The organism is Oceanirhabdus sp. W0125-5, from assembly GCF_027938815.1.
Classification (GTDB): domain Bacteria; phylum Bacillota; class Clostridia; order Clostridiales; family Clostridiaceae; genus Oceanirhabdus.
Map to the genome: position 1 here is coordinate 1,981,948 of NZ_CP115913.1, position 18,129 is coordinate 2,000,076.

Annotated in this window: 17 protein-coding genes; 15 read left to right on the plus strand and 2 right to left on the minus strand. The window is 31.3% G+C overall.

What is annotated here, in order from left to right; translation table 11 throughout:
- Positions 1-177: 177 nt before the first annotated feature.
- The gene (locus OW730_RS09325) at positions 178-1,017 is read right to left on the minus strand and encodes a hypothetical protein (protein WP_271228753.1); all 840 of its coding nucleotides are present in this window, start codon (positions 1,015-1,017) and stop codon (positions 178-180) included.
- 163 nt (positions 1,018-1,180) lie between these two features.
- Between OW730_RS09325 and OW730_RS09330 the strand changes: the two genes are divergently transcribed.
- The gene (locus OW730_RS09330) at positions 1,181-2,371 is read left to right on the plus strand and encodes an ABC transporter substrate-binding protein (protein WP_271228754.1); all 1,191 of its coding nucleotides are present in this window, start codon (positions 1,181-1,183) and stop codon (positions 2,369-2,371) included.
- A gap of 49 nt (positions 2,372-2,420) precedes the next feature.
- On the opposite strand, the gene OW730_RS09335 is transcribed toward OW730_RS09330, so the two are convergent.
- Positions 2,421-2,846 (minus strand): Fur family transcriptional regulator, encoded by a 426-nt coding sequence (locus OW730_RS09335; protein WP_271228755.1) that lies wholly within the window; start codon positions 2,844-2,846, stop codon positions 2,421-2,423.
- 160 nt (positions 2,847-3,006) lie between these two features.
- Here OW730_RS09335 and OW730_RS09340 point away from each other — a divergent pair, with 160 nt between their 5' ends.
- The 14 genes from OW730_RS09340 (at position 3,007) to OW730_RS09405 (ending at position 18,104) form a co-directional block, all read left to right on the plus strand.
- Positions 3,007-4,383, plus strand: coding sequence for a PhoH family protein (locus OW730_RS09340; RefSeq protein WP_271228756.1), 1,377 nt, complete (start codon positions 3,007-3,009; stop codon positions 4,381-4,383).
- A gap of 238 nt (positions 4,384-4,621) precedes the next feature.
- On the plus strand, positions 4,622-5,734 hold the full coding sequence (locus OW730_RS09345) for a sensor histidine kinase (RefSeq protein ID WP_271228757.1): 1,113 nt from the start codon (positions 4,622-4,624) through the stop codon (positions 5,732-5,734).
- Entirely contained in the window at positions 5,727-6,347 is a 621-nt protein-coding gene (locus OW730_RS09350; protein WP_271228758.1) for a response regulator, read from the plus strand. The genes OW730_RS09345 and OW730_RS09350 overlap by 8 nt, the downstream gene beginning before the upstream one ends.
- Before the next feature lie 360 nt (positions 6,348-6,707).
- A complete protein-coding gene (locus OW730_RS09355) occupies positions 6,708-7,646 on the plus strand; it encodes an ABC transporter ATP-binding protein (RefSeq protein ID WP_271228759.1) in 939 nt (312 codons plus the stop codon).
- A gap of 14 nt (positions 7,647-7,660) precedes the next feature.
- The gene (locus OW730_RS09360) at positions 7,661-8,797 is read left to right on the plus strand and encodes an ABC transporter permease (protein WP_271228760.1); all 1,137 of its coding nucleotides are present in this window, start codon (positions 7,661-7,663) and stop codon (positions 8,795-8,797) included.
- Positions 8,794-9,930 (plus strand): ABC transporter permease, encoded by a 1,137-nt coding sequence (locus OW730_RS09365; RefSeq protein WP_271228761.1) that lies wholly within the window; start codon positions 8,794-8,796, stop codon positions 9,928-9,930. Before OW730_RS09360 ends, OW730_RS09365 begins: the two co-directional genes overlap by 4 nt.
- Before the next feature lie 377 nt (positions 9,931-10,307).
- On the plus strand, positions 10,308-10,949 hold the full coding sequence (gene trmB, locus OW730_RS09370; protein WP_271228762.1) for a tRNA (guanosine(46)-N7)-methyltransferase TrmB: 642 nt from the start codon (positions 10,308-10,310) through the stop codon (positions 10,947-10,949).
- A 465-nt stretch (positions 10,950-11,414) separates the two neighbouring features.
- Positions 11,415-12,506, plus strand: a complete 1,092-nt coding sequence (gene cobT, locus OW730_RS09375) for a nicotinate-nucleotide--dimethylbenzimidazole phosphoribosyltransferase (protein WP_271228763.1) — start codon at positions 11,415-11,417, stop codon at positions 12,504-12,506.
- 110 nt (positions 12,507-12,616) lie between these two features.
- Positions 12,617-13,207: an alpha-ribazole phosphatase gene (gene cobC / locus OW730_RS09380; protein ID WP_271228764.1), complete on the plus strand. Its 591-nt coding sequence runs from the start codon at positions 12,617-12,619 to the stop codon at positions 13,205-13,207.
- A 1-nt stretch (position 13,208) separates the two neighbouring features.
- Entirely contained in the window at positions 13,209-13,757 is a 549-nt protein-coding gene (gene cobU / locus OW730_RS09385) for a bifunctional adenosylcobinamide kinase/adenosylcobinamide-phosphate guanylyltransferase (RefSeq protein ID WP_271228765.1), read from the plus strand.
- A 305-nt stretch (positions 13,758-14,062) separates the two neighbouring features.
- Complete coding sequence (gene cobS / locus OW730_RS09390; protein WP_271228766.1) at positions 14,063-14,821, plus strand: adenosylcobinamide-GDP ribazoletransferase; 759 nt, start codon at positions 14,063-14,065, stop codon at positions 14,819-14,821.
- A gap of 355 nt (positions 14,822-15,176) precedes the next feature.
- Complete coding sequence (locus OW730_RS09395) at positions 15,177-16,163, plus strand: LCP family protein (RefSeq protein WP_271228767.1); 987 nt, start codon at positions 15,177-15,179, stop codon at positions 16,161-16,163.
- A gap of 301 nt (positions 16,164-16,464) precedes the next feature.
- Positions 16,465-17,241, plus strand: coding sequence for a tyrosine-protein phosphatase (locus OW730_RS09400; protein ID WP_271228768.1), 777 nt, complete (start codon positions 16,465-16,467; stop codon positions 17,239-17,241).
- A gap of 179 nt (positions 17,242-17,420) precedes the next feature.
- On the plus strand, positions 17,421-18,104 hold the full coding sequence (locus tag OW730_RS09405) for a CpsD/CapB family tyrosine-protein kinase (protein WP_271228769.1): 684 nt from the start codon (positions 17,421-17,423) through the stop codon (positions 18,102-18,104).
- Positions 18,105-18,129 lie beyond the last annotated feature (25 nt).

Below are 18,129 nucleotides of genomic sequence, written 5' to 3' on the forward strand. Positions count from 1 at the left end.
AAAACAATAGAAGTATACTCGTTTTACCTTTGGTAAAACATTGTAGTAGAAATACAATATTTATTTATAAAAAATGAGTGAAAACTTATTGTCCTAAAGAATAAAAAAATGTAGCTTCTGCCTTAAAGCAGAAGCATCCTACGTTTTCCGTTTTCAATTTTCAACTTTCCACTTCTTTTATTTCTCAACCATTGATATTGAATCTTTATCAATTCTAAAAATATACTCTAAATATTGTTTATCAGTTTTAGTGAACAGGCTGTGCCATTCTGTTGGTGAATACTCAAATGTTTCATTATCTATCTCTATTGAGAAATACCCGCCTAAATAAGTGCTGTTTTCATGAGCAATATCCTCCATGAAGCTTGAGGGAATTGTAGATTTCTTGAAGGTTCCTTCTTTATGTTTTGAGTATAAGTTTGAGTCTGTAATAATATCAATTAATTGAAAATATGAATCCTCTCTCAGTATTGATGAAAGAGATGAGAAGGGACTCTTTGTTAAGGTGTTATTTGCTGTTGGAGAAAATAAATAATAATCTTTTTCTGTTGTTATACAGATTTTTTTAGAATCTGTGAATTTAACTAATCCAAATGACTGGCATTGTTCTTCTAGAATGTTCTTGAAGACACCTTGTGTATGAGTGTATACATATAAAATATTTTTATTTTTTTCCGATAGGTCATAAATTATTAACTCAGGAGTATTATCAGCAGTTATATCTTCAAAGAAAATATAGAATGGAGATTGAACCTTTTTGTTTAGTAAAGTACTCATAGAGATAATCTCATCTTCAGTTGAAATTACTATATCTGCTCCAGTTGTATCCCATGACAGGAGAACTATGTCCTTCATATGATCGCCATTTAAATCTATGGTATAGTATGTATTTTCTTTATTAAACACAGATATTGTTTCATCAGGAGAAGAAGCTGGACTGCTCTTTATGATTAAAATTATTGATAAAGATAAAATTAAAATAAAAAAATATGATACTACAAAAATGCTTTTTTTCATTTCACCACCTCTTTTGATATATTATATTCACTTAAGACTTCGTATATTAAAGCTTATGTTAATTTGTTAATAAGAATATCCACAGTTTGGATTTTGCATAAATTAAATAATTTATCACAAAATAAAAGATATAATCAAAATGAGAAACATGAGGTGGAGTATGGTGAAAAGAGTAAAATGTGGAATAGTGATAGCTTTGCTTAGCTTGCTATTAATAGGGTGTAATAAAGAAAATTATGAAAATGAGAAAATCGATTTAACAATAGCACTTCAAGTTAGTGATGTTTATGGGAATGATGTAAGGACTAAGCTTGTAGAAAATTTTAATAAGAAATATGATTTTTACAATATTACTATAAAAGAAGATATTAATAGGGAACAGTTAGTTAAAGAAATAAATAAGGGAGATATAGATATTATTTTCTGTTCAGCTAATACAATGAGAGAGTTTGAAAAAGAAGGCTTGCTTACAAATTTGAATAACATATATTATCGAACAAATTTATTTGATAAAACATATAGTGCTATAAACTCATATGGAAGAATTCAAAATTTATTTTATGGGCTTCCTATGTATGCATCTACCTTTGAAATTTTTTATGATGCTGATCTTCTTAAACAGTACAATATAGATGCTGAGAATGATAATATATTATCTTTACTAAAGAAATGTAAAGATAATAATGTAAAAATACCTATATTTGATGGTAATGAAAATGTGCATAATTTTCTCTTAAGTATGCTTATGAGTAATTATGTATATTTAAATAATTTTGACACTCATAAACATGAAATGATAAATGGATTTGTAAAGTTTAAGGAATTATATGATGAAGGCATTTTAAGTGGGGATATGTTTAGACCAGCAAAGAGAAAAGATCTCAATGATCTTATAGAAGGTAAAGCACCATTGATAATAAGTAATTCCAGTGATATAAGTGAATTTAAGAATAAAAATATTAGTGTATGGGATAATTACAAAATAGAAGATTATTGGATTTCACCACCAACCTTTGTAGATACTATTATATGTTTCCCAGCTATAAGTAAAAATGAAAAGGTTCAGAAGGAGTTTATGCGTTACTTTACTGGAAATGAGTTTCATAAAATTATGGAACAAGAAGGTAAAATTTCAGCTGACAAAAGTATAAATAAAGATTTGGGTGGATTGAATTATTATATAACAAAACATTTGGAAATGGCTTCACAAAACGATTTTATTTACAATAGGTTTCTTATAAGTTCTATGGAAAAAGATTTAGTTGAGTTGTTAGAGAAAACTATGAATGGTAAAATTGAAAAAGAAGAGATGACAAAGGAATTAAATAAAATTTTATATGAAAAAGACTACTAGTATTCAAATAATTAAAAGCAGCTGTAAGCTCTAAGCTTACAGCTGCTTTTTAGTTATTTGAAATTTCTTCTTTGCACTTACTGCATACACCGTAGAAATATACTTGATTTGAATAAACATCGAAATCCGTGTATTCTAGAACATCTTTATTTATACTTTCAAAAGTAATTCCTTCAATATCTTCAACGATATGACAGTGTAAACAAGCTATATGTGGGTGAGAAGCAACAGTAGCATCATATCTAAAATTACCCTCTCCAACATTCAATTCTTGAACTAAATCAACTTCTACAAGAGTTTTAAGAGCTTTATATACAGTTGCCAAACTCATAGTTGGATAATCAGCTTGAAGAGCTTTATATATAGTTTCAGCAGATGGATGAGCTTTAGTTGATTGAAGATATTTGTATACAGCAATTCTTTGAGGAGTTAATTTAAGTTTTTTTTCTTTAAATACTTTAGTAATATTATCCAATAGAATCACCACTTTATTTTATTTAATTCATTGATTTACTTTATTATATAATAAAAATTATTAGTTGTCAAAAACAATATTTTTATTTGTGAAAAATTTTAAAATTTAATCTTTTTCTGTTTTTCAATCATATAATATAGTAATGGAAGGAGGAAAAAAATTGAAAAAGACTTATGTTTTAGATACTAATGTTCTTCTATATTCACCTCGGGCTATTAATAGTTTTGGTGAAAACAATGTAATTATACCAGAAACGGTACTTGAAGAGTTAGATAATTTGAAAAAAAATAAAAATGACCTTGGGTATAATGCTCGTCAAGCAGCTCGTATTCTGGATAAACTCAGATCAAGTGGAGATCTAAGTAAAGGTGTCATGCTTGAAAGTGGTGGAACCTTGAGAGTAGAGACAAACCACACCAATATAGAAATACCTAAATCATGGGATACCAAAAAGGCAGATAATAGAATAATTCAGCTATGCTTAGGTCTAAAAAAAGATGGAGAAAATGTTTGCTTAATTACTAAAGATATATTTGAAAGAATAAAGGCTGATACCATGGGATTAGAATCAGAAGATTTTTATGAAGAGAGTCTTCCAGAAAGTGAACTCATGTACACTGGAAGAATAGAAGTTTTTGTACCAGGAAGTAAATTAGACGAGTTTTATAGAAATGGTAAGCTTGAGAAGAATGATATCATTTATTTTGATAAACAGAAAGATGGATATTACACACCAGAGTTATTTACGAATGAATTTTTAGTTATAAAATCATTAGAAGACATGAAGAAGACTGCACTAGGTAGATTTGATGGAAAAGCAATAGTTCCATTATTAAGTGATAGAAAACATTTCTATGGGATAAAACCGAAAAATGTAGGACAGAAATTTATGACTGAAGCATTGTTTCTTTCTCACCAAACTGCACCTCTAGTAATAATTAAAGGACCAGCAGGAACAGGGAAAACATTATTCTCCCTAGCAGTTGGATTAAATAAGCTAAATAAACGAGAAGAGAAACATTTTAGAAGAATACTTATTTGCAGGCCTACCGTTACTCTAGATGAGGAAATAGGATTCCTGCCAGGAAGTGAACAGGAAAAATTACTCCCATACATGAGACCAATCTTTGATAATTTAGAAATTCTTCTTCATCAGAACCATGAGGAAAGATATGATGATGAAGCAAAATTAACAATGAGTATCAATGATTTATTTGAAAAAAGAATAATAACAACAGAAGCAGTAGCTTACTTAAGGGGAAGATCAATAGTTAAGAATTGGGTTATAATAGATGAAGCACAAAACCTATCTCCAAGACAAATAAAAGCAATAATAACAAGAATAGGAGAAGGTAGTAAGTTAATCCTAATAGGAGATCCAGAACAAATAGACCAACCATTCTTAGACGGTCGATCAAATGGACTTTGCTATGCAGCAGAAAAAATGAAGGGAAGTAAGTACTGCTGTCAGGTTACATTGCTTCATAAGGAATGTGAAAGATCGAAGCTAGCATTAGAAGCAGCTGAACGCCTGTAAGGGTAAGCACTGAAAATGCCCGATTTCGGCGTCCCCTTTCCTCTCTGCGCTGTTCATGTACCAAATGCGTACACTGCGCTGCGTGGTTGATATTAAGGGAGATTTATATGGATATTGAAGCCTCTGCTTTTGTGGAGGCTTTTTATTGTGAATGAGGATTTGAAGTGCATAATGTTCACGCATTTAAGGGCTGGGTATAGTATAATTAGTCTATAAATGATAAATCAGGAGTGGGGTTATGGAGATAAGGGATACGATATTTTTTGAGGGGATGCTTTTTCTATATATTATTGGAAGTGCTATTGATGAGAATTTAGTTGGATTTCAATATAAGGTGTATGCATTATTGACTTATTTAATTATAAAATTGATTTTTTATCATTTTGATAGCAATGTTACAAAGATTATATTTTTGCTAGGTATAAATACTTATATTTTCTCAATGGCATATTTTTTGGAATTTAACATATTGCTTATTATGGTGCCTATAAATATAATGCAATTATCTAAGAGCCTTAGTAATGAAAATAGATTGATAGTAACTTTTTTTACAGTTGTGATGTGCTGTACTGTATTAAAGGTTAAGATATTTGTTATGGTCTTCTTTGGGGTAATGAGTTATGGTGCAGTTATCTTTATTGAAAATAAGAACAAGAGGATAATTAGTGATAAAAATAGAATTCTTGAGCTTGAAGAGGAACGATATGAACTTGGTAAAAATCAATCTAAATTTTTAGAGAGAGAAAAGAACATAAAGATTATCTCAAAGATGGAGGAGAGGAACAGGATATCTCAGAATATCCATGATACTATTGGACATACTTTAGCGGGATCTTTGATGCAGCTTCAGGCACTTAAAATCATGGTTACCGAAGAGGGTCAGAAGGAGATATTAAATAGAGTAATAAGTGAATTGAAAAATGGTATGGATGAAACAAGGAAGGTACTTAAAAAGATTAAACCTGATAATAATGAGAATGGATTAAACACTCTTAAGAAAATGTGTATGAAGCTTGAGGATAATGAACTTGAGATTATCCTGAAATATAATTGTCATGATGATATACCAGTACATTATTGGAAGATAATAAATGCAAATATTAAAGAGTCATTTACCAACATACTTAAATATTCATGTGCTTCAAAAGTTAATGTGACTTTTGAGGAGATGAATAAGTTTATAAAGGTTGAGGTTAAAGACAATGGAAAAGGGTGTAAAAATATTAAAAAAGGTATGGGGTTAAGAGGGATAGAAGAGAGAGTGGATATGATAGGAGGAAAACTAATTACTCATGGAGATTCTGGATTCTCTATTATTCAAATAATACCGAAGGAGAATATTAATGGATAAGATAAGGGTTTTAATATGTGATGATGATACTTTGATAAGAGATGCCTTAAAGTTTATCTTGGGTGCAGGTGGGGAAATTGAAGTTGTAGACACTGCAGTTAATGGGGAAGATGGAGTCAATAAGGCAATAAGAAATGAAGTTGATGTGGTGCTGCTTGATGTAAGAATGCCTGTTATGAATGGGGTAGAGGCTTGTAAAGTGATTAAGGAGAAAACAAAGAGTCGTGTACTTATATTAACAACATTTGATGAGGATGAATACATAGTACAAGGAATTAAGAATGGTGCTTCTGGATATATGTTAAAAAGTAGTGACCCACAGGAGATAATAGATGCAATAAAGATAATAAACAATGGAAATACATATATGCAAGGGGATGTTATGGATAAGCTCAGGGATAATATTTTTGAAAATAAAGCCTCAAAGAAATTAGAAAATTTCACAGAGAGAGAAAAACAGATAATAGAACTCATAGCAGAAGGATTGAGCAACAAGGAGATTTCCCAGAAAATATTTATTTCTGAAGGTACTGTTAAGAATTATATAACTTCGATACTTAATAAGACTGACCTTAAGCATAGAACTCAGATTGCAATCTGGTACCTTAAATAAAGAAGAAAGAATAGAGAACTCAAAAAGTAAAGAACAAAGAACAAAGTTAGAACATTAAAAAATTTTCTAAGGATGAAGAGAGTTATTGTAGATATAACTCTCTTTTTTAAAATGCCGTTGAAAATAGATTAACAGCAGAAGGACAAGCAGTTGAATTTTCAACGGTATCTTAAAAAAGAGTGCTATAAAGGATATGACTAAAGTCATGTCCTTTTTATTACTATTTGTACTTAATTTCAATAAGCATTTTCAATATAATAAAATTATAGAAATACAAAATAAGATATTCAGAAGAATGAAGAATATCAACCACATTTATTCTTTCTTCTTTATTCTTTGTTTTTTAGGAGGTATTGTTAAATGTCGATGATAGAGGTTAAAGGATTAATAAAGAAATTTAAGGATGTTACAGCATTAGATTGTGTGGATTTTTCAGTTGAAGAGGGAGAGATAATTGGATTATTAGGACCTAATGGTGCAGGAAAATCAACATTCATTAATATATTATGTGGTCTTATAAGCAGAGACAAAGGGGAAGTTAAGATATTTGGTAAGGATATTAATAAAGAGATTAGGAAGATAAAAAGAGATATAGGGGTTGTTCCTCAGGATATTGCTATATATGGAGATCTTACTGCTTATGAGAATGTAAAATTCTTTGCAAGTCTTTATGGCATAAGAGGAAAGAAGGCACATGAGTGTGTTATGGAGGCTTTAAAATTTGTAGAGCTTGATGATAAAGCGAAGTTGAAACCATCAACATTCTCTGGTGGAATGAAAAGAAGACTGAATATAGCCTGTGCTATAGCTCATTCTCCTAAATTAATATTTATGGATGAACCTACTGTTGGGATTGATCCACAATCAAGAAATCATATCCTTCAATCTGTTAGAAAATTAAATGAGAGAGGGACCACTGTGGTTTATACAAGTCACTACATGGAAGAGGTTGAAGAGGTCTGTGGAAGAATCTTTATACTTGATCATGGAAAGGTGATTGCAGATGGAACTAAGCAGGAACTTACAACTCTCATTACTGATTATAAGGAAATTAACATCTCAGTAGGACTTATTGATGAGGAAGTTCTAAAAGAGATGAAAAACATCAAAGGTATAGAGAATGTAAAATTAGATGATAATGTAATTTCCATTACATCTGATAAAAATAAGGATAATATGAATGAAATTTTAGATTATTTAAGAACTAAAAAAATTGGGATCAGAAGCATTCAGATGAATGAGCCTAATCTTGAGACAGTTTTCTTGAGTTTAACAGGAAGAAAGCTTAGAGATGAGTAGAGGGAGGAGAAAGAATGAAAATTCTCAGTATTGCTGTTAAGGAAATAAAGCAGATTTTTAGAATGAAGAATGTTGTATTTATGATGGTTGCATTCCCTCTATTATTAATCTTGATTCTTGGTACTGCATTAGAGGGAGATGGCTCAGGAAAAACTACTGTTATTAATACAAAGGCACTATATTTAGTAGAGAAAGAAGGAATAGTATCAGAAGCTTTTAAGTCTTTTAACCAAGAATTTAGTGAGGAACTAATTAAGTTCACACAGGTGGAGACAAAAGAAGAGGGGATTGATATTTTACAAGAGGGAGATCATTCTGCTCTTGTAATAATAAATGGTGAAGATAATCAAATTCAGGTTATAAAATCACCTAAATTTGATTTTGAGGGGGATTTTGTGGAGGGGATAATTAACTCCTTTGCAGATAGGGCAAGTGTAGCCATGACCTTATATAAATATGATAGAAATAGTATTGATGAAGTTAAGGAAAATGAGGGTTACTCAGAATATGTGACAATAGAGGGTATAAACACTAATAAGAAAGAACCAAGAGCTATTGATTACTATGGAATAACCATGTTAACCATGATAATAATGTACTTTACCACTACAGCATCAGAATTTCTTCTTTATGAGAAAGTGATTGGAACTGATAAAAGAATAAAGATTAGTAACATTACAGGAATAGAGTTATTCTTTGGAAAACTATTTGGACAGATTGCAGCTTCAGCAATTCAAATAGGAATAATTATGGGTGTTAGCTCGTTAGTATATAAAGTGAACTATGGACAGGATATAAAAAGTGTAATCTTGATTGTTTCATCACAGGCAGTTCTGATGATCGCTATAGGACTACTAATTGGAACTTTCTCAAAACCTGATGCACCAGCAGGGACAATATTCAATATTGCAATACCTATACTAGTATTTCTAGGAGGAGGATATTTTCCAATATATAATCTTGGAAGTAAATTTTTAATAAGTCTAGGGAAATTAAGTCCTGTAAAGTGGATAAACCAATCTTTATTTGAAGTTATATATAGTGGAAGCTACAGTGTTTTGAATAAGCTGCTTTTAATAAATACTTTGGTTACATTTATAATTTTATTAGTAGTAGCAATTGGATTTAGAAGAAAGGAGTGTACGGCATGAAGATAATTCTCATGGCATTGAACTCTCTGAAGATAGCATTCAGGGCAAAGGTGTCCATATTTAAATATATTATAATACCAGTATTAAGTGTATATATGTTAATAGGGTTAGGAACGAAAGACCCTGAAAGTGGGCTAAGGGTTAAGATACTTGATAATGATAGAACCTATTTGTCGCAGTTATATATAGATGAACTTGTAGAGAATAATAATATAGACGTTTACACCGGTGAAGGAGATACAACACAATTATTAACTTCTAATAAGATAGATATTTCCTTGGAAATACATGAGGGTTTTCAGGAAAATACTTTTAAAGGTGGCTCGCCCAATATTGTTATTACATCTATCCAAGGAAGTGAAACCTCAGTATGGATAAAAGCATACAGTAACAATCTAATAGAATCATTTAAAAGTCTATCAAAGATTTCAAAGGAAGATGAAGAGACATTTAAGAGCTTATATGATGAATACAAGAAAGAGAAAATAACTGTAGAGGGTGGATGGTTAAATCGTAAAGAGGATTTAGCGCGATGGACAGCGTTTGCCATGGGGATGCTCATAATGTTTATTATGTACAACTGTATAGGGAATACTGAAAGAATATTAAGAGATAAACGTAATAAGACCTATTACAGGATAAGAACAGCACCAGTAAATTCTTTTGAGTATATAATGGGAAATGTATTATTCAATATTATAATATTAACAATCCAGTTATGTTTAGTGCTTCTAGTAGTGTTTAAAATACAGAAGGCTGATCTTCAAATTGAACCATGGATATTATTCGCAGCAATAATGAGTTTTGGACTAAGTGCAATAGGAATAGGGATGACATGTGTTGCCTTCGCTAAACGTAATAGCTTTGGAGGACTAATAACACCAATAATAGTTACACCAACATGTATGCTTAGCGGATGTTTCTTCCCAGTTGATGTAATGCCAGATTTTATGAAGAAGATATCTTACTTCTTCCCACAGAGATGGGCACTAAATGCTATAAAAACAGCTCAACTAGGTGGAGATAATATAGATGTTTTTATATCCATATTAGTGACACTTGGATTTGCAGCAGTATTTTTCTTGATAGCTTCATTGAAGATGAGGAAGAGCAAAGCGATTCAGTTTTTTTAGCAAGCTAAAAAATAGTGGAAAATTGAAAGTGGATAACGGAAAACGAAGGATGTTTCTGCTCATTGAGCAGAAACTACATTTTATTGGTATTTAGGACAATAAGATTTTACTCATTTTATCTATAGATAAAATATTGTACTTCAATTACAAGGTTTCATTTAAAATGAAACGAGTAAACCTTTATTGGTTTATTAACAATAAAATGTAGATTCTGACCTCAGTCAGAATCATCCATCGTTTTCCACTTTCCACTTTCAATTTTCAACTTCTTGTAAGTTTTCTTCACGCAGGAATTTTTCAAGAATCTTTAGAGTTTATTACAAAGTAAATTTATGATATACTACTCAAGGATGAATTTTACTTAAGGAGGAAAACTTATGGCACGTTTAAGAAAAAAATGGTGGGCAAGAGACGCCATGGAAACAAGTGGAGTTTTTATTGAAGATAACTATGCTCATAAAGGTAAGTGGAATGAAGTATTCGGAAACGATAATGACATATATTTAGAATTAGGTTGTGGAAGAGGAGATTTCGTTGTAAATACAGCGGCTCAGAATCCTGATAAGAACTTTATAGCAGTTGACCTTAAGGATGAGGTTTTATGCTATCTTGCAAGAAAGTGTAAAGAGATGAATCTTAATAATGTTAGATTCATGGCTCTTAATATAATGCTTATACAGAATGTTTTTGACAAGGATGAGGTTAAGAGAATATACCTGAACTTCTCAACACCTTGGCCAAAGACAAAACACAATAAGAGAAGATTATCACACCCTAAATTCTTAGAGTTATATGCAGAATTTTTAGCACCAAAGAGTGAAATATGGCTTAAAAGTGATGACAAGCCGTTCTTCGTAGACTCAGCATACTACTTCAAGGATTCAGGATATAAGTTAAGTTACTTAACTTACGATCTTCACAACAGTATATATGCAGATAAGAGCGTAAGAACTGAATATGAGACTAAGTTCTCAGCAATGGGGAAGAAGATTAACTTTCTTATAGCAAAAATGAAGTAGAGGTACATTGAAAATGTTAAAAAACAGCCTGATTAGGCTGTTTTTTTGTACAAAAATATTTAAGTAATTGAAAATTGAAAGTGGACAACGGAAAACGGAGGATGTTTCTGCTCCATGAGCAGAAACTACATTGTATTGGTTATGAAACAATATAAGTTTACTCGTTTCGTTTAGACGAAACATTGTATATAAAATACAATATTTTATCCAAAGATAAAATGAGTAAAACTATCTTGTTCTAAAGAATAATAAAATATAAATTCTGACCTTAGTCAGAATCATACATCGTTTTCCACTTTCAATTTTCCATTTTTAATTTGTTATAAAATTTTCAGCTCAGAGAATCTTTGAATGGAGAATATTATAATTTGTCTTTAAGAACAAGTAGTATTTTTTTGCTGACTTAATGATATAAAGGGAGTATAATGTATATTGTACATAGATTGAATTCGAGGGGGAAGTGGCATGAGATTGTTTGAGGAAACACTAAGAGAAATCCACCCTGGAGATAAGGGCGCAGAGAAAAAAGCATGGGATAGACTTAATGGTCTTACTAAGCCTATTGGGAGTTTAGGGGAACTTGAGTGTATTGCTGCGAAGTTTGCTGGTATTACAGGTAAGGTTTATAATAAGATAGAAAAAAAGAATATTGTTATAATGTGTGGAGATAATGGTGTTGTTGAGGAAGGTGTAAGTTCATGTCCTCAAGAGCTTACATATATAGTTACAAATAATTTCACAAGGGGTATTACAGGTGTTAATGTATTAGCTAAATTCTACAATTCAGATATAACTGTTGTGGATGTTGGTGTTAAGAAGAAGATAAATAATCCTAAGGTTATTGATAAGAGAGTTATGGAAGGGACTAATAATATTGTAAAAGGGCCTGCTATGACTAGAGAACAGTGTATTGAAGCAATAGAGGCTGGGATAGATATAGTTGAGAAACTGGTTAAGAATGGATACAGTGTTCTTGGAACTGGAGAGATGGGGATTGGTAATACAACTACTAGTGCAGCAGTCATTAGTGCTATCACAGGTCTTTCTGTGGAGAAAACAACTGGTAAGGGATCTGCTCTTACATCTGATGCCTTTGAGAATAAGAAGAGAGTTATAGAGACTGCACTGGAAATTAATAAGCCAGATAAGAATGATATAGTTGATGTTATGTCTAAGGTTGGTGGTCTTGATATTGCAGGGTTATGTGGAGTCTTTTTAGGTGGGGCTAGATACAAAGTTCCGGTAGTTATAGATGGAATAATAGCAAGTGCAGCTGCTTTATGTGCATATAAGCTTAATGAGAATGTGAAGGATTTTATGTTCCCATCACATTTATCAGCAGAACCAGGTGCGATTTATGTTATGAAAGAAATAGGACTGACTCCTATGCTTAATATGAGAATGAGATTAGGAGAGGGTAGTGGATGTCCTCTTGCATTTTCAATAATTGAGAGTGCATTATATACTATAGAGAATATGGGGACGTTTGATGATGCAAATATAGTTACAGATTATTTAATAGATTATGAAGGCAACAAGGTGAAAAATGAAAATTGAAAATTCGAAAACTCAAAACTGAAAACGAAGGATGGTTCTGCATAAGCAGAACCTATGTTATGAGATGAGATTTGAATGAAATGAAATTTATGTGTTAGGGTGATATGGAAATGAACATTTACATGGTTAGACATGGAGAGAGTATAGGGAACGTTAAGAAGAGTTATCATGGAGATGAAGAGCTAGAGTTATCTGAAAAAGGGATAGCACAGGTAAGGACTCTAAAGAAAAAACTGGATAATGTAAACTTTAATAAAATATATGTCAGTGAAAGAAGCAGGGCAGCTCAAACAGCAGAACTTCTTGGGTATAAAGAGATAGAGGTGAGTGAAAAGCTCAACGAGAGAGGTTTTGGAATCTTTGAGGGAATGACTTTTAATGAGATAGAGAATGAATATCCCCTTCAGTGTTCACATTGGTTAGAGGATTGGAGAAATTATAGACCTGATAAGGGTGAGAGTCACAGTGATGTTGCAAAGAGAGTATATGATTTTATGGATGAATTGCTTGAGAATGAGAAAGAAGATGTTCTGATCATAACTCATGCAGGGGTCATGAGAATGATATACTGTTATGTTATGGATAAGAGAGAAGAACTATTTTGGAAATTCTCCTGTGATAACTGTGATATGGCAGTGATAAAATATGAATACGATAACTTATTTCTTCATAGTATAGAAAAGCTTGAGGGGAGAGGATAAGATGAGCAAGATAACCTTGGTCACTGGCGGAAGCAGAAGTGGAAAGAGCAGCTTTGCTGAGAGTTTATTTGAAGGAAGAGATGATGTGCTCTATATAGCTACAGCTATAGTTACTGATAAAGAGATGGAGAACAGAATCAAGAGACATAGAGAAGATAGAAATTCAAATTGGGAAACATATGAAGGGCATAAGAATCTAAATAAAGCAATTGAGGGTACAGATAAGAAATATGTGCTTTTAGATTGTGTAACTGTAATGATGACAAATCTACTCTTTGACAAGGAAAGAGATTATGATAATATGCAAAAAGATGCTCTGGATAGTATCATGGATGAGATGAAACATGAGTTTAAATTGCTTATAGATAGCTGCAGAGAAAATGATAAGGAACTTGTCATGGTAACTAATGAAGTTGGCAGCGGAATTGTTCCAGAGTATAAGATAAGCAGAGTTTTTAGAGATATAGCAGGATGGATAAATCAATACATAGCAAAACTTAGTGATGAGGTTTATATTGTTGCCTGCGGACTACCTTTAAAGTTGAAGTAGGGAAAAGATAATGGAGAACTTTAAGGTAAATGTATAATTGATAATGGAGAATGTATAATGATGGATGTTTTGCTCTGCAAAACTACATTATATCGGACTTTAGAACAGTAGGGTTTTACTCATTTTATCTTCAGATAAAATATTGTAATTTTAAATACAAGGTTTCATACTTGATGAAACGAGTAAACTATCATTGTTCAATAAACAATACAATTGAAATTTCTCGGAGAGAAATATCCTTCATTATCCATTATACATTATCAATTATCCATTTCTTTTCTAAAGTCTAATGTAGGAGTGAAATAATGAATAATTTCTTAAATAATATACAGCTTTATTTTCAGTTCTTAACTAGGGTGCCTATTAACAAAAATTTGAATTGTGATGAGAAGAACTTTAGAGATGGAATCTTTGCTTTTGTTTTAGTAGGGGCATTTTTGGGTATAATAAATTATGGAATACTTTTGATGGTTAGAAATATACTTCCTTCTATCGTTATATCAGGATTCATGGTACTGATACCTATAATGTTGACTGGTGGTATGCAGATGGATGGGCTTGGAGATACATGTGATGGATTCTTTGCTTTCAAAGAAGGAGGCAAGGAAAGAAGAATTGAGATAATGAAGGACAGCAATGTTGGAACCTTTGCTGTTATAGCTATAATATGGTTTATGGTAATGAAGCTTGTGCTTTTGAATGAACTGATAGTTGCCCATGAGTACTGGGGAGTATTTATGTATATGGTGCTATCTCGTCTCGGCGTTATGTTCAGTGCTAAAATTGCTAAGAGAGCAAAACCTCAAGGAACAGGAAATCTATATATTGAGAACTCTACAGTGAAGGGGATAGTTATAGCTCTTATCATATGCTGTGGATTGGCTACTATATTTGGTGGAATTATTGAAACAGTAACAATAATCCCTATTATGTTCTTTGTAGTATGGTTTTTTAATAAATACTGTAACAAGAAAATTGGGGGACAAACAGGAGACACTTTAGGAGCTACTAATGAGATATGCGAACTAGTTGCGTTGATTTTGATGGTTATGTTGACTGTATAAGGAAAAGGATAAAAGATTAATGGATAATGTATAATGTAGAATGTATAATGATTGAGATTTCTCTCCGAGAAATATTAATTTTGTTGTTCCTTGGACAATAAAGGTTTACTCGTTTCATTTGAATGAAACATTGTGCTTTAAATACAATATTTTATCTAAAGATAAAATGAGTAAAATCTTCATGTGCTAAAGAACAACAAGATGTAGTTTCTACGTAAGTAGAAACCTCCATCATTATACATTATCAATTATACATTATACATTTGTTTTGATAAGTTTTTGGGAGTTTATTATTTTGTCGGTTTGAATAATTTTTTATTTTAAGATATATATGAGTATAGTTTGGAGGATTGTAATGAAAAAATATGTATTAGTCATGTTGCTTGCGATGTTAATATCAGTTATGAAGGTGAATGTGGTCTTTGGTGAGGATTACAATAAACTTGTTTCACCTTACCTTTTTAGTGAGACTGAAGGGTTAAAATTCAAGTTAGATATACAAGCAGAAGTAGACAAATACACAAAGGATTTAAAGAGAGTTTTTAACTCTTTTAATAACTGCGGAGATATTGAGATACGAAGTGAAAAAGGGATAAAGAATATACTACTGGTTGGGGCAGATGTTGATAGAAATAACATCTCAAGATCAGATACAATAATGATTATGACATTAAACTCCAAGAAAAATACTATTAAGATAACATCTATAATGAGAGATACATATGTACATATAAAAGGGCATGGTTATGAGAAGATTAACCATTCTTTCGCATATGGTGGTATAAAATTACTTAAAGATACAATACAGAATAATTTTAAAGTGAAGATAGATAACTATGCAATTGTAGATTTTGGAGGATTTGCTTCCATAGTTGAACTTTTTGATGGAATAGAGCTTGAGTTATCTGATGAGGAAAGAGATTATATTGAGAAATTTCACGGAGAGATAGGCTACAGTGATGTTGGTGGATATAAGCTTAACGGTATGCAAGCACTATTATATTGTCAGATGAGAGAAATTGGTAATGGAGCTTACGGAAGAATCGAAAGACAGAAGATATTCATAAAGCAGGTAATTAAGCAGGCAAAAGAGATTAAGTTAACTAAGATTCCTAAGCTTATAACAGAAGTGTATAAATTCACCAAAACAGATATAGGATTAGTAGATACTATAAAAATCGGATTGGATTTCCTTCAAGGAGCAGGGGACGAATTGGTGCATTACAGATTACCTCTTGATGATTATAGTGAAGGGAAGATGATAAGTAAGAGTAAAGGTTGGGTAATTGAGATAGATAGAAGGAAACATATTGAGTATCTTCATGAGAATATTTTTGAGTAGTCAATTAAAAATCAAAGAAAAAAGAATAGAGAAGAAAGAAAAATATGGTTGATTTTCTTCATACTATAGAATATCTTTGTTTATGAAAAAGATAATAAGAAACAATAGTTATAGGTTCAAAAGAGATTTATTTATAATTTCTTTTGAACCTATTTATTTTACTCAAAAATAAATATTATTGAATTTAATTGTTAAAATATGGTAATATTTAATAAAGTATGTTAATAGGGGAGATAAGATTATGTTGATTGTTGAGAATAATCCAAAGTCTGTTTGGATAGAAGTTACGAGGAATGAATAAATGGTTGATTTACATTGTCACATTATACCTTCAATAGATGATGGAGCTAAGGATATTGAAATAGCACTAAAGATGCTGAGGGATGCAGAAGATGATGGAATAAGAGAAATAATAGCAACGCCACATTTCATGAGAGGGTACTTTGAGGTTCCATTTGAGCAGGTAATTGAAAAGGTGGAAAAACTTAATAAAACATGTGAAGAAGAACATATAAGTATTAAAATTCATCATGGTCAGGAGATATATCTTAATAGATATACATTGGAGGATTATGAAAAAGGGTTACTTGGAGGGGTGAATGGTTCAAATTATTATATCTTTGAGATGAATATGATGAGATTCAATAAGGAAATACCAGATATACTTTATGAACTATCATTATATGGTATAAAACCAATAATAGCTCATCCGGAAAGATATAAATATATTATTGAAGATATTGAAATGATAAATAGATTAATACATGAAGGGTGCTTATTTCAATTGAATGTAGGAAGTATTCAAGGGATATTTGGAAAGAAAATAAAGAAGTGTGCAGAAGAACTTCTTAATAGAGGAGTATATGATTTCATAGGAAGTGATGGACATGGTGTAAATGCAAGAAAAGCAATTTTAAGAAAGACTATAGTAAATCAAAAAGAAAAGAATATGGAGAAGATGCTATATCTTATAGAGAATAATAGTGATTTATTAAATGGAGAATTTAAACCTCCGAGGAAAGAGTATATCAAAGGAAAAGGTAGGATTTTCTCTATGTTTATAGGAAAGAAAACATAAGGTAGCACAAAAGTTTTGTTTTTAAGTTTAATTAATCTTTGGTATTAATAGGATATAAAATAAATAAAATATTTATTTATGTAGATATATATGTAAAAATATGGTAAAATTTACTATTATAGAGCATGGGGATTATAGATGTATAGAATAAGCACACTAGATATAAGGAGAGATAACATATGTTAATTGTTGAGAATAATCCAAAGTCAATTGGAGCAGAAGCATATAGAACATTAAGAACAAATATACAATTTTCATCTTTAGACAAAGAAATTAAGAGTATTTTAGTAACAAGTGCATATCCAGGTGAAGGGAAAACAACAACTATTAGTAATCTTGCATTGGCTTTTGCACAAGCTGATAATAAAGTTATAGTAGTAGATGGAGATTTAAGGAAACCAACAGTACATAGAGCCTTTGAGGTAACAAATATTAACGGGGTTTCTGATGTTCTTATAGGAAAAGTTTCTATAGGGGAGGCAATAAAAGAGTATAGTGAAAACCTACATGTGATGACATGTGGGACTGTACCACCAAATCCTGCTGAGATGGTTGCATCACAAGCTATGAAGAAGTTAGTTGAGGAATTAAGTTTAAGATATGATTATATACTTATAGATAGTCCTCCAATATTGCCTGTTACAGATGCACAAGTAATATCTACATTTGTAGATGGGACAATTCTTGTAGCGGCATCCAGTGAAAGTGAAAAGCAGGGTATAAAAAAAGCTCATGAGCAGCTCATGAAAGTAAATGGGAATATTATTGGAGCAGTTATTACTAAAGTGAAGAAAAAATCAGGAAAAGCATATTCAGGGTACCAGATATATTATGGGAGTGAAAGTGAAGATATGAAAATGTGAAAAATTCAAAATATATCAGAAAGTA